Below are 17,624 nucleotides of genomic sequence, written 5' to 3' on the forward strand. Positions count from 1 at the left end.
TTGAGCGTTGCTGAAGTGTGCAACTTCGGCGGGAGAGGGGCGGCGCAGGATGACCACCGAGGCTGCGGCCGACGGGGCCGCGCAACGGATCGCGAGCGGCTACGCCGTCGACGGCCAGGCGCTGGAATTGGGCACCGTCGTCATCGACGGCGAAGTCGACCCGAGCGCGCAGATTCGCATCCCGCTGGCGACCGTCAACAGGCATGGTCTGGTGGCCGGAGCGACCGGCACCGGCAAGACCAAGACGCTGCAGCTGATCGCCGAGCAGCTCAGCGCCGCAGGTGTCTCGGTGTTGATGGCCGACGTCAAGGGTGACCTGTCGGGCCTGTCGCAGCCGGGGGAGGCCAACGACAAGACCACGGCGCGCGCCAAAGACACCGGCGACAATTGGGCGGCGACCGGATTCCCGGTGGAGTTCTTGTCGCTGGGCACCGACGGGGTCGGGGTACCGATACGGGCGACCGTGGCCAGTTTCGGCCCGGTTCTGTTATCAAAAGTGTTGGGACTCAATGCTACTCAAGAGTCCACGCTCGGCCTGATCTTCCATTGGGCAAATGAGGGCAACCGTCCGCTGGTCACGCTGGACCAGCTGCGTGCCGCCATCAGCCACCTGGCCAGCGACGAGGGCAAGGACGACCTGAAATCCCTTGGCGGGGTGTCGTCGACGACGGCGGGCGTGATCTTGCGGGCCCTGTTGAATCTCGAATCCGAGGGCGGTGACACGTTCTTCGGTGAGCCGAAGCTCGACCCGCACGATCTGCTGCGCGTCGATGGCCAGGGCCACGGCATCATTTCACTGCTCGAGTTCAGCGGGCAGTCGCTGCGTCCGGTCATCTTCTCCACCTTCCTGATGTGGGTGTTGGCGGATCTGTTCACCGTCCTGCCCGAGGTCGGCGACGTGAACAAACCGAAGCTGGTGTTCTTCTTCGACGAGGCTCACCTGCTATTCACCGACGCGTCGAAAGCGTTCCTCGAACAGGTTGAGCAGACTGTCAAGCTGATCCGCTCCAAGGGCGTCGGGGTGTTCTTCTGCACCCAGCTGCCGACGGATCTGCCCAACGATGTGCTCTCCCAGTTGGGCGCCCGAGTCCAGCACGCCTTGCGGGCGTTCACCCCCGATGATCAAAAGGCGCTGTCCAAGACGGTGCGCACCTACCCCAAAACCGATGTCTACGACCTGGAGTCGGCGTTGACGTCGCTGGGAATCGGTGAGGCCGTCGTCACCGTGCTGTCCGAGAAGGGCGCGCCGACGCCGGTTGCGTGGACGCGGATGCGAGTGCCGCGGTCGCTGATGGGTGCCATCGGCATCGAAGCGGTTACCGCCGCGGCCAAATCCAGCCCGCTGCAGGCGAAGTACGGCCAGACGATCCAGCAGCCCGCGGGACCTCTAGCACGGCCGGCCTCCTCGACATCACCAGCTCAGCGGCCCGGCGAGACCGACTATCCGCCGGTGCCACGGGACGAGCAACCACCGCCCATGCCCGCGCCGGCCGAGCCCAAGGGCCCCGCCATCTGGGAGGAAGTGCTGAAGAATCCGACGGTGAAAAGCGGTATCAACACCGCGATACGCGAAGCGGTACGCAACATCTTCGGTACCGGCCGCGGCCGTAAGTGACACTCGCGAACCTAACCTCACTGCGAAATGTGGGGTGGATTTTCGCAGCCAGGTTAGGCTCGCGACCAATGGCCGCCTTAGACAGGCGTTATCCGCCGAGCTTCTTGTAGAAGCTGCCCACGATGGGCGCGACGATCGCTCGTGGAGCGTAGCCGCTGGCCACCGACATCGCCTTCGAGGTCAAACCCGGGACGATGCGCATCTTGTTGCGCTCCAACGCATCCAGCGAGACTTGCGCGGTGTGCTCTGTCGAGATCCACAGGAAGTCCGGCACCAGCCGTTCGACCAGTGACCTTTCCGCGTCATCGGGTAGGTCGGTGCGCACCGGTCCCGGCGCCAGCAGCGTGACGTGCACGCCCGAGCCGCGCAGCTCACCGCGCAACGACTCGCTGAAGGTGTTGACGAAGGCTTTGCTGGCCGCATAGGTGGCGTTGTAGGGAATTGGCGAATTGCCCGCCGCCGACCCGGAAATCAATATGCCGCCGGCCTTGCGCGCGAGCATGCCCGGCAGCACCGCCAACGTAAGGTCGTGCACCGCCAGCGCATTCAGCTGAACCTGCGCCTTTTCGCCTTCCGGGTCCAGCGCCGAGATCGGACCGAACGTTCCAGTACCCGCGTTGGCGCACAGGATCGAGATGGGGCGGGCGGCCAACTCGTCGCACAGTTTCGCCCGTTCGGATGGGTCGGCCAGATCGGCCGGTCGTACCTCGACGGTGACGCCGTACTTGTCGGCTAGCCGCGCGGCAACGTCCTTGAGCACGTCTTCGCGTCGTGCGGTGACGATCAGGTTGTGCCCGCGCGCGGCCAGTTCAGTGGCCAGCGCTTCGCCGATGTTTTGCGAAGCCCCGGTGACAACGGCGCGTGCCTCGGGGCTGGGAGCGGGTACCGGCATGCGCCAATCGTAGACAGCCGCCGAACCCTTCCGGCGGCGGCCGCAGCCGCGCGCGGCGGGCCGTCGGCCAAACAAATAGAGTGCCGGGCATGGGTCAGCCGGAACCGGGGGCGGACGGGATTGCGCGATCCCGGGTGGTGGCATGGGCGCTGTGGGACTGCGGGTCAACGGGTCTGAACGCGATCGTGGCGACATTCGTGTTCTCCGTTTACCTGACCAGCAGCGTGGGAGTGGGCATAGCCGGCAGCACCACGCCGGAGAGTTGGTTGGGCCGTGCCGGGGCGCTCGCCGGGTTGACGGTCGCGCTGCTGGCGCCGCTGGTCGGGGTGTGGGTGGGGTCGCCGCGTCGCCGACGGCTGGCCCTGAGCGTGTTGACCGGGCTGGCGGTGGCGCTGACCTGCGCGATGTTCCTGATCCACGATCGCCCCGCGTACTTGTGGGCCGGATTGGCGTTGCTGGGCGCGACGGCGGCGTGTGGTGACCTGGCCAGCGTCCCGTACAACGCCATGCTGCGTCAGCTCTCGACGCCGCAGACGGCGGGCCGGATTTCCGGTCTGGGCTGGGCGGCGGGTTACCTCGGCAGCGTCGTGCTGTTGTTGCTGATCTACACGGGCTTCATCTCCGGCTCCGGCTCCGGGCCTGGTGCGGTGCGAGGGCTGCTGCGAGTGCCCGTGGCCGACGGGCTCTACGTCCGGGAGGCCATGCTGGCCGCCGCGGTGTGGCTGGCGGTGTTGGCGCTGCCGTTGCTCTTCGTCGCGCACCGGCTGCCCGACACCGGTGAGGTGTACCAGCCGACGACCATGCTGGGCGGCTATCGCAAGCTGTGGAACGAAATCTCCGCGGAGTGGCGGCGTGACCGCAACCTGGTCTACTTCCTCGGCGCCAGTGCGCTCTTCCGCGACGGGCTTTCCGCGTTATTCGCCTTCGGCGCCGTGTTGGGCGTCAACGTGTACGGCATCTCGCAGGCCAACGTGCTGATATTCGGTGTGGCGGCCAGCGTGGTCGCCGCCGTGGGCGCGGTGGTGGGCGGTTTCGTCGATCACCGGATCGGGTCCAAACCGGTCATCGTCGGGTCGCTGGTGGTGATCGTCGCCATGGCGCTCACCATGATGGTGCTCTCGGGTCCGGTGGCCTTCTGGGCGTGCGGGCTGTCGCTGTGCCTGTTCATCGGGCCGTCACAGTCCTCGGCGCGCGCGCTGTTGCTGCAGATGGCCGATAACGGCAGGGAGGGGGTCGCGTTCGGCCTCTACACGATGACGGGTCGGGCCGTCGCGTTCGTGGCGCCCTGGCTGTTCTCCGTGTTCGTCGACGTCTTCGGCGCCGTTCGCGCCGGGCTGGGCGGGATATCGCTGGTACTGATCGCCGGGCTGCTCGCGATGCTGGTGGTCCGTGTCCCGCCGCGGCAGGCCGCGGCCGTCGAACAGTCTTAGCGTCTGGCGGCGTCGCAGACGGTGATGCCGGCTCCGGCGCGTTGGCGCATCTGAACCCCATCCACAGTGACCGTGCAGGTGACGTTGTGGCCGATGTTGATGATGGTGACGCTGGCCGGATGAGCGGCCGACTGGGACAGGCTGACCTGTTTGCTCCAGGGCAGCGAAACATTGAATTCGGTCTGGATGACGTCGCCGGTATCCCAGTAGGTGATGCTGATCGCGCGACCCTCGCCGGTGACGTTATAGAGGACGCTTTGCATCGCGCCCGGGGTGCCCGACGGGCCGGTCGAGCCGCTAGGCGGCGGCGCCGGCACAAGGGTCCGTGACGGCGGCGACGTCCGCGTCGAGGGGGAAGGCGTCGGGCTTTGCGCACTCGATCCCGGCATGGCGGGCAACGGCGGCACGGCAGTTTGCGTCTTGTTCGTGCCGTTGGTGAGGACCAACGCGATCAACAGCGCGACAACCAACAGCACCGCCGCGCCCGCGCCGATCAACAACCAGCGGGGCGATCTCGGACCGTGCGGCGGCGGGGGAGCCATGCCCTCGGGAGGCAGGCCGCCCGGCGGCGGCTGGTCTTGCCCCCAGTACGCCGGCAGCCGTCTGGTGGGGTTGGTCTCGTTCAGGCCCGGCGTCCATTGGGGCGCATACCCGCCGTAGGTAGGTGCGTAGGGCGCTTGGTCGGCGTAGGCCGGATCAGCGAGCGGCGCATTCCGCGGGCCAATCGGCCCGGTCGGATCGGACCCCGCTTGAGGGGGACCAAATCGCCCGGGTCGACGTGGATCGTTCATGTCCACCTCACAGATTGCAGGGTACCTGTGCCGAGCGCCTGGGCGTGGATTCGCCCGATGAGGCCCGGTTCAGCGGACCTGGCCTCCGCCTTCCAGCGCGGCGACGGTCATGGACCGCATGACGGCGCGCGACCGCGTCCCACGGGCGGGCTTGTCCGCCGCCTTCAAGCTGTGCGACGTCGAGTTCAGCAACCCGAACACCGCGTGCGCCGCCAACCGGGCGTCGGCTTCGGCCAGGGCGGGGTCCAGCTTGCGCAGCACGGCAACCCAGACCTCTACATATTCGCGTTGCGCTTTGCGTACCTGTCTCTCGGCGGCCACGGGCAGGTGTGTCAGGTCGCGGTCTTGGATGCGGATCAGGTCCGGCTCGCCGAACGCAAAGTCGAGGTGAAAATCGATCAGGCCGTCGAGTGCACCAGCGGCATCGGTGCTGCGGGCGGTCACATCGCGGGCCCCGGCCAGCAGTCGGGCGCTGATCCCGACCAGCAGCTCGACCAGCATCGACTCCTTGTTGGGGAAGTGCCGGTAGATGGCTGGGCCGCTGACCCCGGTGGCGGCACCGATGTCTTCGAGCCGCACCGCGAGAAAGCCACGCTCGGCGAATAGCCGTTCGGCGGCCGCCAGAAGTTGCAATCGCCGGTCGGATTTCAACTGGCTCCGGCGATTTGGCGCTTCGGATTGACCGGGCGGGGTGTCCGGGGTGGACGCTGTCATGACGGCCCTCCGCCTACGTCCGCAAGTTTCGGTTAATCGTCACTAACGTAGCACGAGTTATTGGTCATTAACTCAGCCCTCGCAGAAATCCGGACACCTCGGCGACGTCGACGACCGGCAGACTCGGGTCGACCAGGCCCAGCTGGCGCAGCACTGCGGCCTGGTCCCAGTAGAGCCGTTCGCTTTCCATCAGCTCGCCACGGAACTTCACGATGACGACGGCAGGTATTTCCACTGTTTCGCCGGTCGGTGCCAGTCCTGGCAAGAGGAACGGCACGTCCCGGTCATGGGTCATCCGCATGATCAACTCGTCGACGATTAAACCGTCGCCAACCGACCGGGCGATCGGCTCGTTGCTGGTGTCGGCTGGAATAGCGGGAATGAATACGTCGGCGTAGTAGCGCCGCAGGTTCTCCTTCCCGGCGCCGCCGCTCATCGTCGGCAAGTGCATGACGGTCGCGTCGTCAACCATGGTGGAGACCGCAAGGTCGGCGTCCTTCAGCGCGAATTCATAGGCCATGTGCCGTTCCCACAACTCGACCATCTGATCGCGATTCATTGTCTTCCTTCCCGGGCGTTGCTAGACACCCAGCTGGTGGTAGATCTGGGAGCGCACCGCGCGGGCCTCGGGCAGCCATGAGGTCATCGCCCAGTCGTGTATTTCGCCGCGGCGCAGGTCGAAGGTGAAGTGGGCGCCCGGTATGGCGAGCGATTTCTCTTGCAGCACAACGGCATCGGGGCCAAGTACCTCTAAGGATCCGGCGTAGACCGCGGTGGCAGGAAGCCCGCTCAGCGACCCGTACAGCGGGCTGAGGAGGGGATCGGCCAGGTCGAGGCCCGCCGCCCAGAGTGCGAAATTCGTCTTGAGCACATCCACGCGAAGGACCGGGTCGTTGATGAACGCGATGTCCGGGTTGCTCAGGGTGGCGTCGAGTAACGGAGACAGCAGAACCATCCGTGCGGGGACGGTTTCATTGCGCCGCACCAATTCCTGCACGGCGGACAGCGCGATGCCGCCGCCGGCGGAGTCGCCATAGATACTCACGTTGTCGGGCCCGTGTTCACCGACCATCCGGGTGATCAGCTGTGCCATCTTCGGTACGACCGTGCCCGCGGTGCCGTGCGGCGCGAGCGGGTAGAGGGGCACGACGACGGTCGCCGCGGTGTGGCGAGCGATGGTCGCGTAGTCGCGCCAGTGCAAGACGGTGGCCTCGCAGACAAAGGCGCCACCGTGGATGGCCAGCACGTGTTTGCCCGATGGCGACTTGGGGCGCAGCGTGCATAGATCCCAGCCATCGAACTCGCGGTCTTCCACGGTCACACCCCGGGTGGTCCGCCGCGGGGGGCGGCGGCTAGCCATCAAGGTGTTCACGACGGTGGCCAGATCAACACCGATCAGGCCGACGGTCGAGCGTAGGAGCCCGAGTGTCGGCGCACTGATCCGAGCCGGCAATGAAGGTCGTCCGGCAAAGCCGGACCGGGCGCGGTGAGTACGGGGTGGCGTGTCGGGCATGACTTCCCCTGGGGTAAGGGTGCTCTCTCGATGGTGATGACCGACGGAAATGTAAGAGATTTGGGCGCTGCAGGGAAGCAAACGTCCGTTGTCGTTGCGGGCGGGATTGTTCGGCCAGCGGTCAACAACCGCCCGCGCCTTGCCCAGGGCATAACCAGTGGGGCACAACCTGACGAGGAACCAGCAACCCCGGGGGCTCTCCTTGGATTATCTCCGCGGGGAGACCAGAGTTAGGTGCGAAGTAATAGGTGTGGCAGACACTCATGTCCCAGCTGGGCATCCGCCGCATTGCGCCCATAGTTGGACACCATTCCTGGCTGCAGATCCCGGAGTTATAGCAGCCCGGGGGCCCCTCAGGCGGGGCGCAATTCGCCGGTTGGCCGGGGTAGATGGAACATGGAGCGGCCTGAGCGGTACCTGCGGCCAGCTCGACTCCGGCCGGACCCAAACCCCCCAATAGCAGCGCCGCGGCAACGATCCATGTCCGGGTGTGAGTGGTGTTCATGGTGGCCCTTTTCGTTGCTGTCGGGCCGCTGCGTTATCGCCGACCATGTGCGAAATTCTTGCATTCGCTCCGGCTACCGATCCCAACAAACAACAGCCGCACGGCGCCGTCGGGCAACGCGTTCAAACTGACCCACCACCGGCGGTGCCCGTCCCTGGACGCGGCAGCACGCGCGATGGTATTCTCAGCGCCGAGTTAATGATCATTAACTGAATGTCGCTTGACGGCGAGGAGGCTTCCGTGACGGCCGCACCGTCGTTCGCCGATGAGCACCGTCGCCTGGTCGGTGAGTTGAACGCCAAGCTCGCGGCCGCGGCGCTGGGCGGCAACGAGCGCGCACGGGAGCGTCACGTCAGCCGCGGCAAGTTGTTGCCCCGTGAACGGGTAGATCGTTTACTCGATCCGGGCAGCCCGTTTTTAGAGTTGACCCCGCTGGCCGCGAATGGGATGTACGACGACGAATCTCCGGGGGCCGGGATCATCACCGGGATCGGCCGGGTGTCGGAACGCGAGTGTGTGATTGTTGCGAACGACGCGACCGTCAAGGGCGGTACGTATTACCCGATAACGGTCAAGAAGCACCTGCGCGCACAAGAAGTCGCGCTACAGAATCGACTGCCCTGCATTTACCTGGTCGACTCGGGCGGCGCCTTTTTGCCCCGCCAGGACGAGGTATTTCCCGACCGCGAGCATTTCGGACGAATCTTCTACAACCAGGCGACCATGAGCGCCAAGGAGATTCCGCAGGTGGCCGCGGTACTCGGCTCGTGCACGGCGGGCGGCGCCTACGTGCCGGCGATGAGCGACGAAGCCGTCATCGTCCGCGAGCAGGGCACGATCTTCCTGGGCGGGCCGCCACTGGTCAAAGCCGCTACCGGAGAGATCGTTTCGGCTGAGGACCTCGGCGGCGGCGACCTGCACTCGCGGGTCTCCGGGGTCACCGACCATCTCGCCGACGACGACGAGCATGCACTGCGGATCGTGCGTTCGATCGCGGCCACATTTGGTCCCCGCGAGGCCAGCCCGTGGGAAGTGCGACCCGCGGTCGAACCCAAGCATTCGCAGACCGGGCTCTACGATGTCGTTCCGCCAGATCCGCGCGTGCCCTACGACGTGCACGAGGTCATCGTGCGGCTGGTCGACGGCAGCGAATTCAGCGAATTCAAGGCCAAATACGGCAAGACGCTGGTGACCGGATTCGCGCGCATCCATGGCCACCCCGTCGGGATCATCGCCAACAATGGCGTGCTGTTCAGCGAATCCGCACTCAAGGGAGCGCATTTCATCGAGCTCTGCGACAAGCGCAAGATCCCGTTGTTGTTCCTGCAGAACATCGCGGGCTTCATGGTCGGCCGCGACTACGAGGCGGGCGGCATCGCCAAGCACGGCGCCAAGATGGTCACCGCCGTGGCCTGCGCCCGGGTGCCCAAGCTGACCGTGGTAATCGGCGGATCCTATGGCGCGGGCAACTATTCGATGTGCGGTCGCGCCTACTCGCCACGCTTTTTGTGGATGTGGCCCAATGCCCGGATCTCGGTGATGGGCGGCGAGCAGGCCGCCTCCGTGTTGGCCACGGTGCGCGGCGAGCAGCTCAGCGCGGCGGACAAACCCTGGTCGACCGACGAGGAAGAGGCGTTCAAGGCGCCGATTCGCGCCCAATACGAGGACCAGGGCAACCCGTACTATTCGACGGCCCGGCTCTGGGACGATGGCATCATCGACCCGGTCGACACGAGAACATATGTCGGACTCGCCCTTTCGGTGTGCGCCCAGGCACCCCTGGAACCGGTCTCCTATGGCGTCTTCCGGATGTGAGTGCAGTGTTTGAGACGGTATTAGTGGCCAACCGCGGCGAGATCGCCGTGCGGGTGATCCGGACCCTGCGTCGGTTGGGAATCCGGTCCGTCGCCGTTTACAGCGATCCCGACGTCGACGCGCGACACGTGCAGGAAGCCGACGCGGCGGTCCGGCTGGGACCCGCACCCGCACGCGAGAGCTACCTCGATATCGACAAGGTGCTCGCCGCCGCGGCACGCACCGTAGCCCAGGCGATCCACCCGGGCTACGGGTTTCTTTCGGAGAACGCCCATTTCGCCGCGGCATGCGAACGCGCCGGGGTGGTGTTCCTGGGTCCGCCCACCCGCGCGATCGAGGTGATGGGCGACAAGATCACCGCCAAGAACGCGGTCGCCGCCTTCGATGTGCCGGTGGTACCCGGTGTGGCGAAATCGGGACTGACCGATGACGAGCTCGTCGGCGCGGCCGCAGAGATCGGCTATCCGGTGTTGATCAAGCCATCGGCCGGCGGCGGTGGTAAGGGCATGCGGCTCGTAGAAGACCCGGCCCGGCTGTCCGAAGCGTTGGTCAGCGCGCGCCGGGAGGCCGCCTCCGCATTCGGCGACGACACGCTGTTCCTGGAGCGATTCGTGTTGCGGCCCAGACACATCGAGGTGCAAGTGCTTGCCGACGCCCACGGCAATGTCGTGCATCTCGGCGAGCGTGAGTGCAGCCTGCAGCGGCGGCACCAGAAGGTCATCGAGGAGGCACCCTCACCGCTGTTGGATCCGCAGACCCGTGCGCGGATCGGGACCGCGGCCTGCAACACCGCCCGCAGCGTCGACTACGTCGGCGCCGGCACGGTGGAGTTCATCGTCTCTGCCGAGCGGCCCGACGAGTTTTTCTTCATGGAGATGAACACCCGCCTGCAGGTGGAACACCCGGTCACCGAAGCGATCACCGGGCTTGACCTCGTCGAGTGGCAGCTACGGGTGGGCGCCGGCGAGAAGCTCGCCTTCGCCCAAGACGACGTCGAGCTGCGCGGTCACGCGATCGAGGCCCGGGTCTATGCGGAGGATCCGGGGCGCGGCTTTTTGCCCACCGGCGGCCGGGTGCTCGACGTCTTCGAACCCTCGGGTGCCAATGTGCGAGTGGACTCGTCGCTGCTTGCGGGCACGGTGGTGGGTAGCGATTACGACCCGATGTTGAGCAAGGTGATCGCCCACGCGGCCGATCGTGACGAGGCGCTGGCGGTACTCGACCGGGCGCTGGCGCAGACGACGATTCTCGGTGTGCAGACCAACATCGAGTTCCTGCGCTTTTTGCTCGCCGACGAGCGGGTGCGGGCCGGCGACCTGGACACCGCATTGCTCGAGGAGCGGCTGCCCGATTTCGCGCCGCTGCCGGCGCCCGACGATGTGCTCGCGGCGGGCGGTCTGTACCGCCAGTGGGCGTTGGCCCGCCGGGCGCGGGGCAACGTGTGGGCCGAGCCGACCGGGTGGCGTGTCGGCGCTGAGGCAGCGCCGGTGCGCACCGCGATGCGAACCCCGCTGCGCACCGAGACGGTGTCGGTGTGGGGCCTGCCGGCCGCCGCCGAGGTACAGGTTGGTGACGGCCAGACCCTCACGGCGAGTGTGGAAGTCGAGCGACGACAAATGATCGCGACGCTGGACGGTTCGCGCCGCGAGTACCGGTGGGCGGAGGCCGACCGCCATCTGTGGATCGCGGACGACCGGGGAACCTGGCATCTGCGCGAGGCCGAGGAGACCAAGATTCACCGCGCGGCCGACACAAGGCAGGCCGAGGTCCTCAGTCCCATGCCCGGCAATGTGATCGCCGTGCAGGTCGACTCCGGTGCCGAAGTGTCGGAGGGCGACGTGGTCGTGGTCGTCGAGGCGATGAAGATGGAACACTCTTTGGCCGCACCGGTTTCCGGACGCGTGGAGCTGCTGGTGTCGGTCGGCGATCAGGTGACGGTTGACCAGGTGCTGGCCCGCCTGGTCCCAGAGTCCGAAGAGAGCAAGGATTAGAGGATCATGACGACAACGATTACCGCGGGAACGTTACCCAAGGAATACGAAGATCTTCGCGCCACCGTCGCCGAGTTTGCGCGCACGGTGGTTGCACCGGTGTCGGCCAAACACGATGAGGAGCACAGCTTCCCATACGAGGTCGTCGCCAAGATGGGTGAGATGGGGCTGTTCGGCCTGCCGTTCCCCGAGGAATACGGCGGCATGGGCGGCGACTACTTCGCGCTGGCGCTGGTCCTCGAGGAACTCGGCAAGGTCGACCAGTCGGTGGCGATCACGCTGGAGGCCGGGGTGGGCCTGGGCGCGATGCCCATCTACCGGTTCGGTACCGACGAGCAGAAGCAAAAGTGGCTGCCGGATCTCGTGGCCGGCCGCGCGCTGGCCGGCTTTGGGCTGACGGAGCCGGGCGCGGGTTCGGACGCCGGTGGTACCCGCACGACGGCCAAACTGGACAACGGCGAGTGGGTGATCAACGGATCCAAGCAGTTCATCACCAACTCGGGCACCGACATCACCTCACTGGTCACCGTCACCGCGGTGACCGGGACGATCAGCGATGCCAAGAAGGAGATCTCGACGATCGTCGTGCCCAACGGCACACCGGGATTCACCGTCGAACCGGTCTACAACAAGGTCGGCTGGAACGCATCCGACACCCACCCGTTGTCCTTCGCCGACGCCCGGGTCCCGGAGGAGAACCTGCTCGGTGAGCGTGGACGTGGTTACGCGAACTTCCTGTCGATCCTGGACGAAGGCCGCATCGCGATCGCCGCACTGTCGACCGGTGCGGCGCAGGGCTGCGTCGACGAGAGCGTCAAGTACTCCAAAGAGCGCCAGTCGTTCGGCCAGCCGATCGGCTCCTATCAAGCGATCAGCTTCAAAATCGCCCGGATGGAGGCGCGTGCGCATGTCGCGCGCACGGCCTATTACGATGCGGCCGCAAAGATGTTGGCGGGCAAGCCATTCAAGAAGGAGGCAGCGATCGCGAAGATGATCGCGTCGGAAGCGGCGATGGACAACGCCCGCGACGCTACCCAGATTCACGGCGGATACGGCTTCATGAACGAGTACCCGGTGGCGCGTCACTACCGCGACAGCAAGATCCTCGAGATCGGTGAGGGCACCACCGAGGTGCAACTCATGCTCATCGCGCGATCGCTGGGGCTCTGATGGGCTCGCCGGACCAAGCAGGCAAATCGGTTGTCCAGCGCGGCTTGTGGTTTGAGGAGTTCGAGATCGGCACCACCTACCTGCACCGGCCCGGCCGCACCGCCACCGAGGCCGACAACGTGCTGTTCACCACGCTGACCATGAACACCCAGTCGCTGCATCTCGACGCGGCATGGGCCGCCGAACAGCCGGGCTTTCGCGGCGAGCGGTTGGTGAATTCGATGTTCACCCTCTCGACGCTGGTGGGGCTGTCGGTCACGCAGCTGACGCTCGGCACCATCGTGGCCAACCTCGGCTTCTCGGAAGTTTCGTTCCCCAAGCCGGTCTTCCACGGGGACACCCTGTATGCGGAGACCGTGTGCACGGGCAAGCGCGAGTCGAAGAGCCGGCCCGGCGAAGGCATCGTCACCCTCGAGCACACCGGCCGCAACCAGCACGGCGATATCGTTGCGCGCGCGGTCCGCACCACCTTGGTGCAGAAACGACCAGCCTCCGAAATAAGCGGGGAGGAGCCCCGATGAACCTCGGTGCCGCCGGCCCCGGGTGGTTGTTCTGCCCGGCCGACCGCCCCGAGCGTTTCGGGAAGGCCGCCGCTGCTGCCGATGTGGTGATTCTCGACCTCGAGGACGGCGTCGCGGAGGCGGATAAGCCCGCCGCCCGCAAGGCGTTGCAGGACACCCCGCTGGACCCAGAGCGCACCGTGGTGCGGATCAACGCGGCCGATACCGACGAATACGCGCGCGATCTCGAGGCGCTCGCCGGCACCGCTTATACGACGGTGATGCTGTCCAAGACCGAATCGGCGGGGCAGGTGACGGCACTGGCGCCGCGTGACGTGATCGCGCTGCTGGAGACGCCACGCGGCGCGGTGTTCGCGACCGAGATCGCCGCGGCGCACGGCACGGTGGCGCTGATGTGGGGTGCCGAGGACCTGGTCGCCACGCTCGGCGGCAGCTCGAGCCGCAAGGCCGACGGCACGTACCGGGATGTCGCCCATCACGTGCGGTCGACGGCCCTGCTCACGGCATCCGCGTTCGGCCGGGTTGCGCTCGACGCGGTGCATCTGGACATCCGGGATCTGGAGGGCTTACGGGCCGAGGCCGAAGACGCCGTCGCTCTGGGCTTCGCCGGAACAGTGTGTATTCACCCGACCCAGATCGCGGTGGTGCGCGAGGCCTTTCGCCCCACCGAGGAGAAGCTGGACTGGGCACGACGGGTGTTGGCGGCGGCGCAGAATGAGCGCGGGGTGTTCGCCTTCGAAGGGCAGATGGTCGACTCGCCGGTGCTCAAGCACGCGGCGGTACTGGTCCGGCGAGCCGGAGAATCCGCGGCGGGGTAAGGCCGGCCGGCCCTCACAAATTCACCGAATTGTCCGTTCTTGGAAAACGACGGAAAGCGCCGCCAGTCCCGATTGATGCGCGGATACTCGGATTCGCCCTTGTCACGATCCGTCGAGCGCTCGGAGGAAGAATGGCAATGCAGTTTGACGGCAAGGTTGCATTCATTACTGGCGCCGCGCGCGGGCAGGGCCGTTCGCACGCGGTTCGGTTCGCCGAAGAGGGCGCGGACATTATCGCGTTCGATCTGTGCGATCAGATCGACAGCGTCGCGTACCCGATGGCCACACCCGAGGACCTCGACGAGACCGTCAACCTGGTCGAAAAGACAGGCCGCCGCATCGTCGCCGAACAGGGTGACGTCCGGGACTTCGAACGGCTCAAGGCCGTCGTCGCCACTGGCGTCGCCGAGCTGGGAAGGGTCGATTTCGTGCTCGCCAACGCGGGGATATTGCCCGCTTTCGGCGAGCAGGGCAATGAGATGGGCGCATACGTCAGCGCCGTCGACACTCTTCTCAACGGGGTGTACTACACGGTTGAGGCCGCATTGCCCGCTCTGGTCGAACACGGCGAGGGCGGTGCCGTCGTCATCACGAGCTCAGCCGCCGGCCTGAGCAGTATGTGCCCGACATTCAGTGTGCGAAACCACGGGTTTGCCGGCTATCACGCCGCCAAACACGGCGTCGTCGGTCTCATGCGGTATTTCGCGACCACGCTCGCGGAAAAGAACATTCGCGTCAATGCCGTGCATCCCTGCGGAGTGGCCACACCGATGCTTCTCAATGAGGCGGTCGCGCAACGCATGGCCGAGTATCCCGAGGGCAACAAAGCATTGGAGAACCTCTTGCCGGTCCCGATGATCGAAGCTGTCGATGTGACCGAAGCAATGGTCTATCTGTGTGGGCAATCCGGCCGCTATGTCACCGGTGTCACACTTCCCGTCGATGCGGGCTACACCGTAAAATAACGACCCGTGGCGCCATCGCGGACCCAGTGTTTCGCGTCTTAACGAGATCGCAAAAAAGCGGAAACATTCGCGAACGCCCAGTCAGCAAATCTGTCGTAATCTTTGATTCACCACATAACAGGTGCTTTGCTGCACCGATTGGCTCCACGGAAGGAACAAGACCATGACCATCGCGCGGGGCTTTGCCGCAATCGCTATCTGCGCCGGTTTGGCTGTCGGGTCAGCCGGCACAGCGTGGGCTACACCGACGATGAGCGGCAGCTACACCGAGACCGTGACAACGCCAAGTGGCAAGTCCATTGACAACACCTGGGCCATTAACTCCTGCGGTGACGGATGCCTCTGGATCAAAGCCGGATTGGGCGCCAGCCAAGCCCGGTTCGTCGACGGTCAATGGGTCATGGACACGATGAGCAACGTCAGTTGCCCGGACGGTAGTTACACCATCTACGGCACGAACACTCACACGGCGTGGGATCCCAATTCCCTTACCGGCACGTCTGCACACACCTACATCATGGGAGCTTGCGGCAACCCGCCCGGTTACACGCAGGTTGACCAGATCACCATTAAATCGGCATCCTGACGCATTCTGACACTCAAAACCCCTGAAGTCCTTGGGATTTCAGGGGTTTTGAGTCGTCTGCGCGGGAACGCCGCGGCCGCGACGTCACGTGATGTCCGCCGGCTGGTTGCCCGGATAGCTGCTGTATAAGGCAAGCTGACGATTCGCGCCGATCAAACCGACGGCGGCCGGGCAACGACACCGTGGAGCGTTATGGGCAACCAGTACTTCCCGTTGGCGGCTGCCGTCATCATGCTCGCGCTCGGGCTGACGCTCACCGTGGCCGACTTCAAGCGGGCCGCCACCCTGCGGCGGCCGCTGGCCGTAGCGCTGGTCTGCCAGTCGTTGGTCCTGCCAACCCTGTGCCTGTTGATCGCCGAAGCCTTCCATCTTGAGCCGCATCTGGCGGTCGGGCTCATGCTGATGGCCGCCACTCCGGGCGGGACGATGGCGAACATCCTCAGCCATCTGTTCAACGGGGACCTGGCGCTCAATCTCACGCTTTCCGCGATCAACGCTGCGTTGTCGGTCTTTGCCCTGCCGGCGATCTTGGCGGCATCGATGACCTGGTTCCTCGGCGAGGGACGTTTCATTCCGCTACAGCTGGACAAGTTCGCCATGGTCTTCGCCCTGGTGCTCATCCCTACCGCGATCGGTATCGCGATACGGCACCGCTTTCCCGAGCTTGCCCAGCGACTGCAAAGACCCGTCAGGATAGTCGCGGCAGCGGTGCTGATCGTTGTCGTCGTCTCCGCAATCGCCGGGGGGCGAACGACGCTATGGCACAACTTCGGCGTGCTGAGCGGGGCGGTCGTTTCCTTCTGCGTGGTCAGCTTGACCGTGGGGTACCTGGTGCCACGCTTGATGCGTTTGGCGCCCCCGCAGGCGACTGCCGTCAGCCTCGAGGTCGGACTGCACAACACTGTGGTGGCGCTGGGCGTGGCGCTTAGCCCGCAACTGCTCAATAGCGCCGAAATGGCAACTCCCGCATTGATTTACGGTGCACTCGCACCCTTCATTGCCATCACGTTCATCGTCGGGGTCCGCCGCCTGGACCCTGGGTTTCGTGTCAAGGCCCAGCCCGACACCGTCGTGAGCGAAACAGGGGTCTAGCGGCGTTACTTGCGCCGCGCCGCGGCCAAACGGTCGGCGAACTCCGGTGACTGGATCGAGGACACCTGCGGCCCAAGCTCGGTGTGCATGGCGAGTTGGTGGTGCTCATTGTCCAGCGCCCCCGGGCTGGCGGTGGCGCGCATGGTGGCTTTGGTGGCCAGCACGACCTCGCGCGGAGCGGCCGCGGGTCCGGCGGCGAGCTCCAATGCCGCGGCGACCGGATCGTCGGCAACGCTGAGCGCCAACCCGTGCCGGACAGCGGATTCGGCGTCGAAGCGCATGCCGAACAGCAGGGCCGCGCGGGCGACTTGCGGGCCGACCGCCCGCTGCAGCATCCAGGTCGCTCCGCCGCCTGGATGTAGCCCCAGCTTCTGGAAACGGGGGTCGAACAGTGCGCCAGGCCCGGCGATGCGCACGTCGGCGGCCAGGGCCAAGTTCAGGCCCGCGCCGACCGCAGCGCCGTTGACGGCGGCGATGGTGGGCAGCGTGCAGCTGCCCACGGCCATGAAGCCGTCGTAGAGCTGCTGCAGACCCGACGCCGCGGCTCCGGATCCCGCAGCCCCCAGTGCGCTCAGGTCCGCGCCGGCGCAAAACGCCTTACCCGCCCCGGTGACGACGACGGCGTGCACGCCGGGATCGGCTTCGGCCTGCTCGACGGCCGCGCGCAGCTGTGCCGATATCTCGCCGGTCAGCGCGTTGCGCCTATCGGGGTCGTTGACGGTAATCAGCGCGACGCGATTGTCCACGCTGAATAGGACGAAATCGGACTGGGCCATCGGGCACCTCCGCGGTCGGCGACGTCATTGGGCGAGCTAAAGGGTACTTCGACGTCGGGGAATGCCCCCGAGGGTGGCCATTCGAACTCGGATGCTGCGTGCTCCAAGACTTCGTTGAGGATCCGTCAAGCCCCGCTGCCGATGCTGAACACACCAGTGCGGCATCACGACGAGGGGCGACCAATGAGCGCGACCACGATCAGCATCAAAACTCAAGCCATCAGGTGGGTGTTCGTCTCGTCGATTGCGGCGGGCTTGACCGCACTCGGCCTCGGTATCGCTAGTGCCAACCCGCCGGTCCAGGACCACCCGTGCTCCCTGCGCCACGCGGCGATGCGCGACGCCGACGGACACCTGATGAGGTGTGACCGGATGCAGAACGGAAACCACGGCTTGGTCTGGCAGTACACCCCGGGGTCGTAGTCGGTGG

17 protein-coding genes are annotated in these 17,624 nt (G+C 65.9%); 11 read left to right on the plus strand and 6 right to left on the minus strand.

The window, feature by feature from the left end; translation table 11 throughout:
- The first annotated feature begins 49 nt into the window (after positions 1-49).
- On the plus strand, positions 50-1,615 hold the full coding sequence (locus tag ACTXG5_RS14280; RefSeq protein ID WP_445159441.1) for a helicase HerA-like domain-containing protein: 1,566 nt from the start codon (positions 50-52) through the stop codon (positions 1,613-1,615).
- Between the two features lie 88 nt (positions 1,616-1,703).
- Here ACTXG5_RS14280 and cmrA read toward each other — a convergent pair whose 3' ends face one another.
- Positions 1,704-2,507 (minus strand): mycolate reductase, encoded by an 804-nt coding sequence (cmrA, locus tag ACTXG5_RS14285; protein ID WP_445159442.1) that lies wholly within the window; start codon positions 2,505-2,507, stop codon positions 1,704-1,706.
- An 89-nt stretch (positions 2,508-2,596) separates the two neighbouring features.
- On the opposite strand from cmrA, the gene ACTXG5_RS14290 reads away from it, so the two are divergent.
- Positions 2,597-3,937 (plus strand): MFS transporter, encoded by a 1,341-nt coding sequence (locus ACTXG5_RS14290; protein WP_445159443.1) that lies wholly within the window; start codon positions 2,597-2,599, stop codon positions 3,935-3,937.
- Here ACTXG5_RS14290 and ACTXG5_RS14295 read toward each other — a convergent pair.
- The 4 genes from ACTXG5_RS14295 to ACTXG5_RS14310 all read right to left on the minus strand — a co-directional run bounded on the left by ACTXG5_RS14295 (position 3,934) and on the right by ACTXG5_RS14310 (position 6,955).
- Positions 3,934-4,728 carry an MmpS family transport accessory protein gene (locus ACTXG5_RS14295; protein ID WP_445159444.1) on the minus strand — a complete coding sequence of 265 codons (795 nt, stop codon included), beginning with the start codon at positions 4,726-4,728 and terminating at the stop codon, positions 3,934-3,936. The two genes, ACTXG5_RS14290 and ACTXG5_RS14295, sit on opposite strands and share 4 nt — an antisense overlap.
- Before the next feature lie 69 nt (positions 4,729-4,797).
- Positions 4,798-5,442 carry an SACE_7040 family transcriptional regulator gene (locus ACTXG5_RS14300; RefSeq protein ID WP_445159445.1) on the minus strand — a complete coding sequence of 215 codons (645 nt, stop codon included), beginning with the start codon at positions 5,440-5,442 and terminating at the stop codon, positions 4,798-4,800.
- A gap of 67 nt (positions 5,443-5,509) precedes the next feature.
- Positions 5,510-6,001, minus strand: a complete 492-nt coding sequence (locus tag ACTXG5_RS14305; RefSeq protein WP_445159446.1) for a hypothetical protein — start codon at positions 5,999-6,001, stop codon at positions 5,510-5,512.
- 21 nt (positions 6,002-6,022) lie between these two features.
- Complete coding sequence (locus ACTXG5_RS14310; protein ID WP_445159447.1) at positions 6,023-6,955, minus strand: alpha/beta hydrolase fold domain-containing protein; 933 nt, start codon at positions 6,953-6,955, stop codon at positions 6,023-6,025.
- A gap of 718 nt (positions 6,956-7,673) precedes the next feature.
- Between ACTXG5_RS14310 and ACTXG5_RS14315 the strand changes: the two genes are divergently transcribed.
- The 8 genes from ACTXG5_RS14315 (at position 7,674) to ACTXG5_RS14350 (ending at position 16,418) form a co-directional block, all read left to right on the plus strand.
- Positions 7,674-9,275 carry a carboxyl transferase domain-containing protein gene (locus tag ACTXG5_RS14315; RefSeq protein ID WP_445159448.1) on the plus strand — a complete coding sequence of 534 codons (1,602 nt, stop codon included), beginning with the start codon at positions 7,674-7,676 and terminating at the stop codon, positions 9,273-9,275.
- Positions 9,276-9,280: 5 nt separating this feature from the next.
- Positions 9,281-11,266: an acetyl/propionyl/methylcrotonyl-CoA carboxylase subunit alpha gene (locus ACTXG5_RS14320; RefSeq protein ID WP_445159449.1), complete on the plus strand. Its 1,986-nt coding sequence runs from the start codon at positions 9,281-9,283 to the stop codon at positions 11,264-11,266.
- Between the two features lie 6 nt (positions 11,267-11,272).
- Positions 11,273-12,436, plus strand: a complete 1,164-nt coding sequence (locus ACTXG5_RS14325) for an acyl-CoA dehydrogenase family protein (protein WP_445159450.1) — start codon at positions 11,273-11,275, stop codon at positions 12,434-12,436.
- On the plus strand, positions 12,436-12,957 hold the full coding sequence (locus ACTXG5_RS14330; RefSeq protein WP_445159451.1) for a MaoC family dehydratase: 522 nt from the start codon (positions 12,436-12,438) through the stop codon (positions 12,955-12,957). The genes ACTXG5_RS14325 and ACTXG5_RS14330 overlap by 1 nt, the downstream gene beginning before the upstream one ends.
- Positions 12,954-13,775 carry an HpcH/HpaI aldolase/citrate lyase family protein gene (locus tag ACTXG5_RS14335; RefSeq protein ID WP_445159452.1) on the plus strand — a complete coding sequence of 274 codons (822 nt, stop codon included), beginning with the start codon at positions 12,954-12,956 and terminating at the stop codon, positions 13,773-13,775. The genes ACTXG5_RS14330 and ACTXG5_RS14335 overlap by 4 nt, the downstream gene beginning before the upstream one ends.
- Before the next feature lie 131 nt (positions 13,776-13,906).
- Positions 13,907-14,740 (plus strand): mycofactocin-coupled SDR family oxidoreductase, encoded by an 834-nt coding sequence (locus ACTXG5_RS14340; RefSeq protein ID WP_445159453.1) that lies wholly within the window; start codon positions 13,907-13,909, stop codon positions 14,738-14,740.
- A gap of 163 nt (positions 14,741-14,903) precedes the next feature.
- A complete protein-coding gene (locus ACTXG5_RS14345; RefSeq protein WP_445159454.1) occupies positions 14,904-15,326 on the plus strand; it encodes a hypothetical protein in 423 nt (140 codons plus the stop codon).
- Positions 15,327-15,518: 192 nt separating this feature from the next.
- Positions 15,519-16,418 (plus strand): bile acid:sodium symporter family protein, encoded by a 900-nt coding sequence (locus tag ACTXG5_RS14350; protein WP_445159455.1) that lies wholly within the window; start codon positions 15,519-15,521, stop codon positions 16,416-16,418.
- 5 nt (positions 16,419-16,423) lie between these two features.
- On the opposite strand, the gene ACTXG5_RS14355 is transcribed toward ACTXG5_RS14350, so the two are convergent.
- Positions 16,424-17,194: an enoyl-CoA hydratase gene (locus tag ACTXG5_RS14355; protein WP_445159456.1), complete on the minus strand. Its 771-nt coding sequence runs from the start codon at positions 17,192-17,194 to the stop codon at positions 16,424-16,426.
- Positions 17,195-17,377: 183 nt separating this feature from the next.
- On the opposite strand from ACTXG5_RS14355, the gene ACTXG5_RS14360 reads away from it, so the two are divergent.
- A complete protein-coding gene (locus ACTXG5_RS14360) occupies positions 17,378-17,617 on the plus strand; it encodes a hypothetical protein (RefSeq protein WP_445159457.1) in 240 nt (79 codons plus the stop codon).
- Positions 17,618-17,624 lie beyond the last annotated feature (7 nt).

The sequence above is a fragment of the Mycobacterium sp. Dal123C01 genome (genome assembly GCF_052566995.1).

Excerpts from the sequence above, each read along its gene's own strand:
- ACTXG5_RS14280 (WP_445159441.1), top strand. The coding sequence starts at position 50 with ATGACCACCGAGGCTGCGGCCGACGGGGCCGCGCAACGGATCGCGAGC.
- cmrA (WP_445159442.1), bottom strand. The coding sequence starts at position 2,507 with ATGCCGGTACCCGCTCCCAGCCCCGAGGCACGCGCCGTTGTCACCGGG.
- ACTXG5_RS14290 (WP_445159443.1), top strand. The coding sequence starts at position 2,597 with ATGGGTCAGCCGGAACCGGGGGCGGACGGGATTGCGCGATCCCGGGTG.
- ACTXG5_RS14295 (WP_445159444.1), bottom strand. The coding sequence starts at position 4,728 with ATGAACGATCCACGTCGACCCGGGCGATTTGGTCCCCCTCAAGCGGGG.
- ACTXG5_RS14300 (WP_445159445.1), bottom strand. The coding sequence starts at position 5,442 with ATGACAGCGTCCACCCCGGACACCCCGCCCGGTCAATCCGAAGCGCCA.
- ACTXG5_RS14305 (WP_445159446.1), bottom strand. The coding sequence starts at position 6,001 with ATGAATCGCGATCAGATGGTCGAGTTGTGGGAACGGCACATGGCCTAT.
- ACTXG5_RS14310 (WP_445159447.1), bottom strand. The coding sequence starts at position 6,955 with ATGCCCGACACGCCACCCCGTACTCACCGCGCCCGGTCCGGCTTTGCC.
- ACTXG5_RS14315 (WP_445159448.1), top strand. The coding sequence starts at position 7,674 with ATGTCGCTTGACGGCGAGGAGGCTTCCGTGACGGCCGCACCGTCGTTC.
- ACTXG5_RS14325 (WP_445159450.1), top strand. The coding sequence starts at position 11,273 with ATGACGACAACGATTACCGCGGGAACGTTACCCAAGGAATACGAAGAT.
- ACTXG5_RS14330 (WP_445159451.1), top strand. The coding sequence starts at position 12,436 with ATGGGCTCGCCGGACCAAGCAGGCAAATCGGTTGTCCAGCGCGGCTTG.
- ACTXG5_RS14335 (WP_445159452.1), top strand. The coding sequence starts at position 12,954 with ATGAACCTCGGTGCCGCCGGCCCCGGGTGGTTGTTCTGCCCGGCCGAC.
- ACTXG5_RS14340 (WP_445159453.1), top strand. The coding sequence starts at position 13,907 with ATGGCAATGCAGTTTGACGGCAAGGTTGCATTCATTACTGGCGCCGCG.
- ACTXG5_RS14345 (WP_445159454.1), top strand. The coding sequence starts at position 14,904 with ATGACCATCGCGCGGGGCTTTGCCGCAATCGCTATCTGCGCCGGTTTG.
- ACTXG5_RS14350 (WP_445159455.1), top strand. The coding sequence starts at position 15,519 with ATGGGCAACCAGTACTTCCCGTTGGCGGCTGCCGTCATCATGCTCGCG.
- ACTXG5_RS14355 (WP_445159456.1), bottom strand. The coding sequence starts at position 17,194 with ATGGCCCAGTCCGATTTCGTCCTATTCAGCGTGGACAATCGCGTCGCG.
- ACTXG5_RS14360 (WP_445159457.1), top strand. The coding sequence starts at position 17,378 with ATGAGCGCGACCACGATCAGCATCAAAACTCAAGCCATCAGGTGGGTG.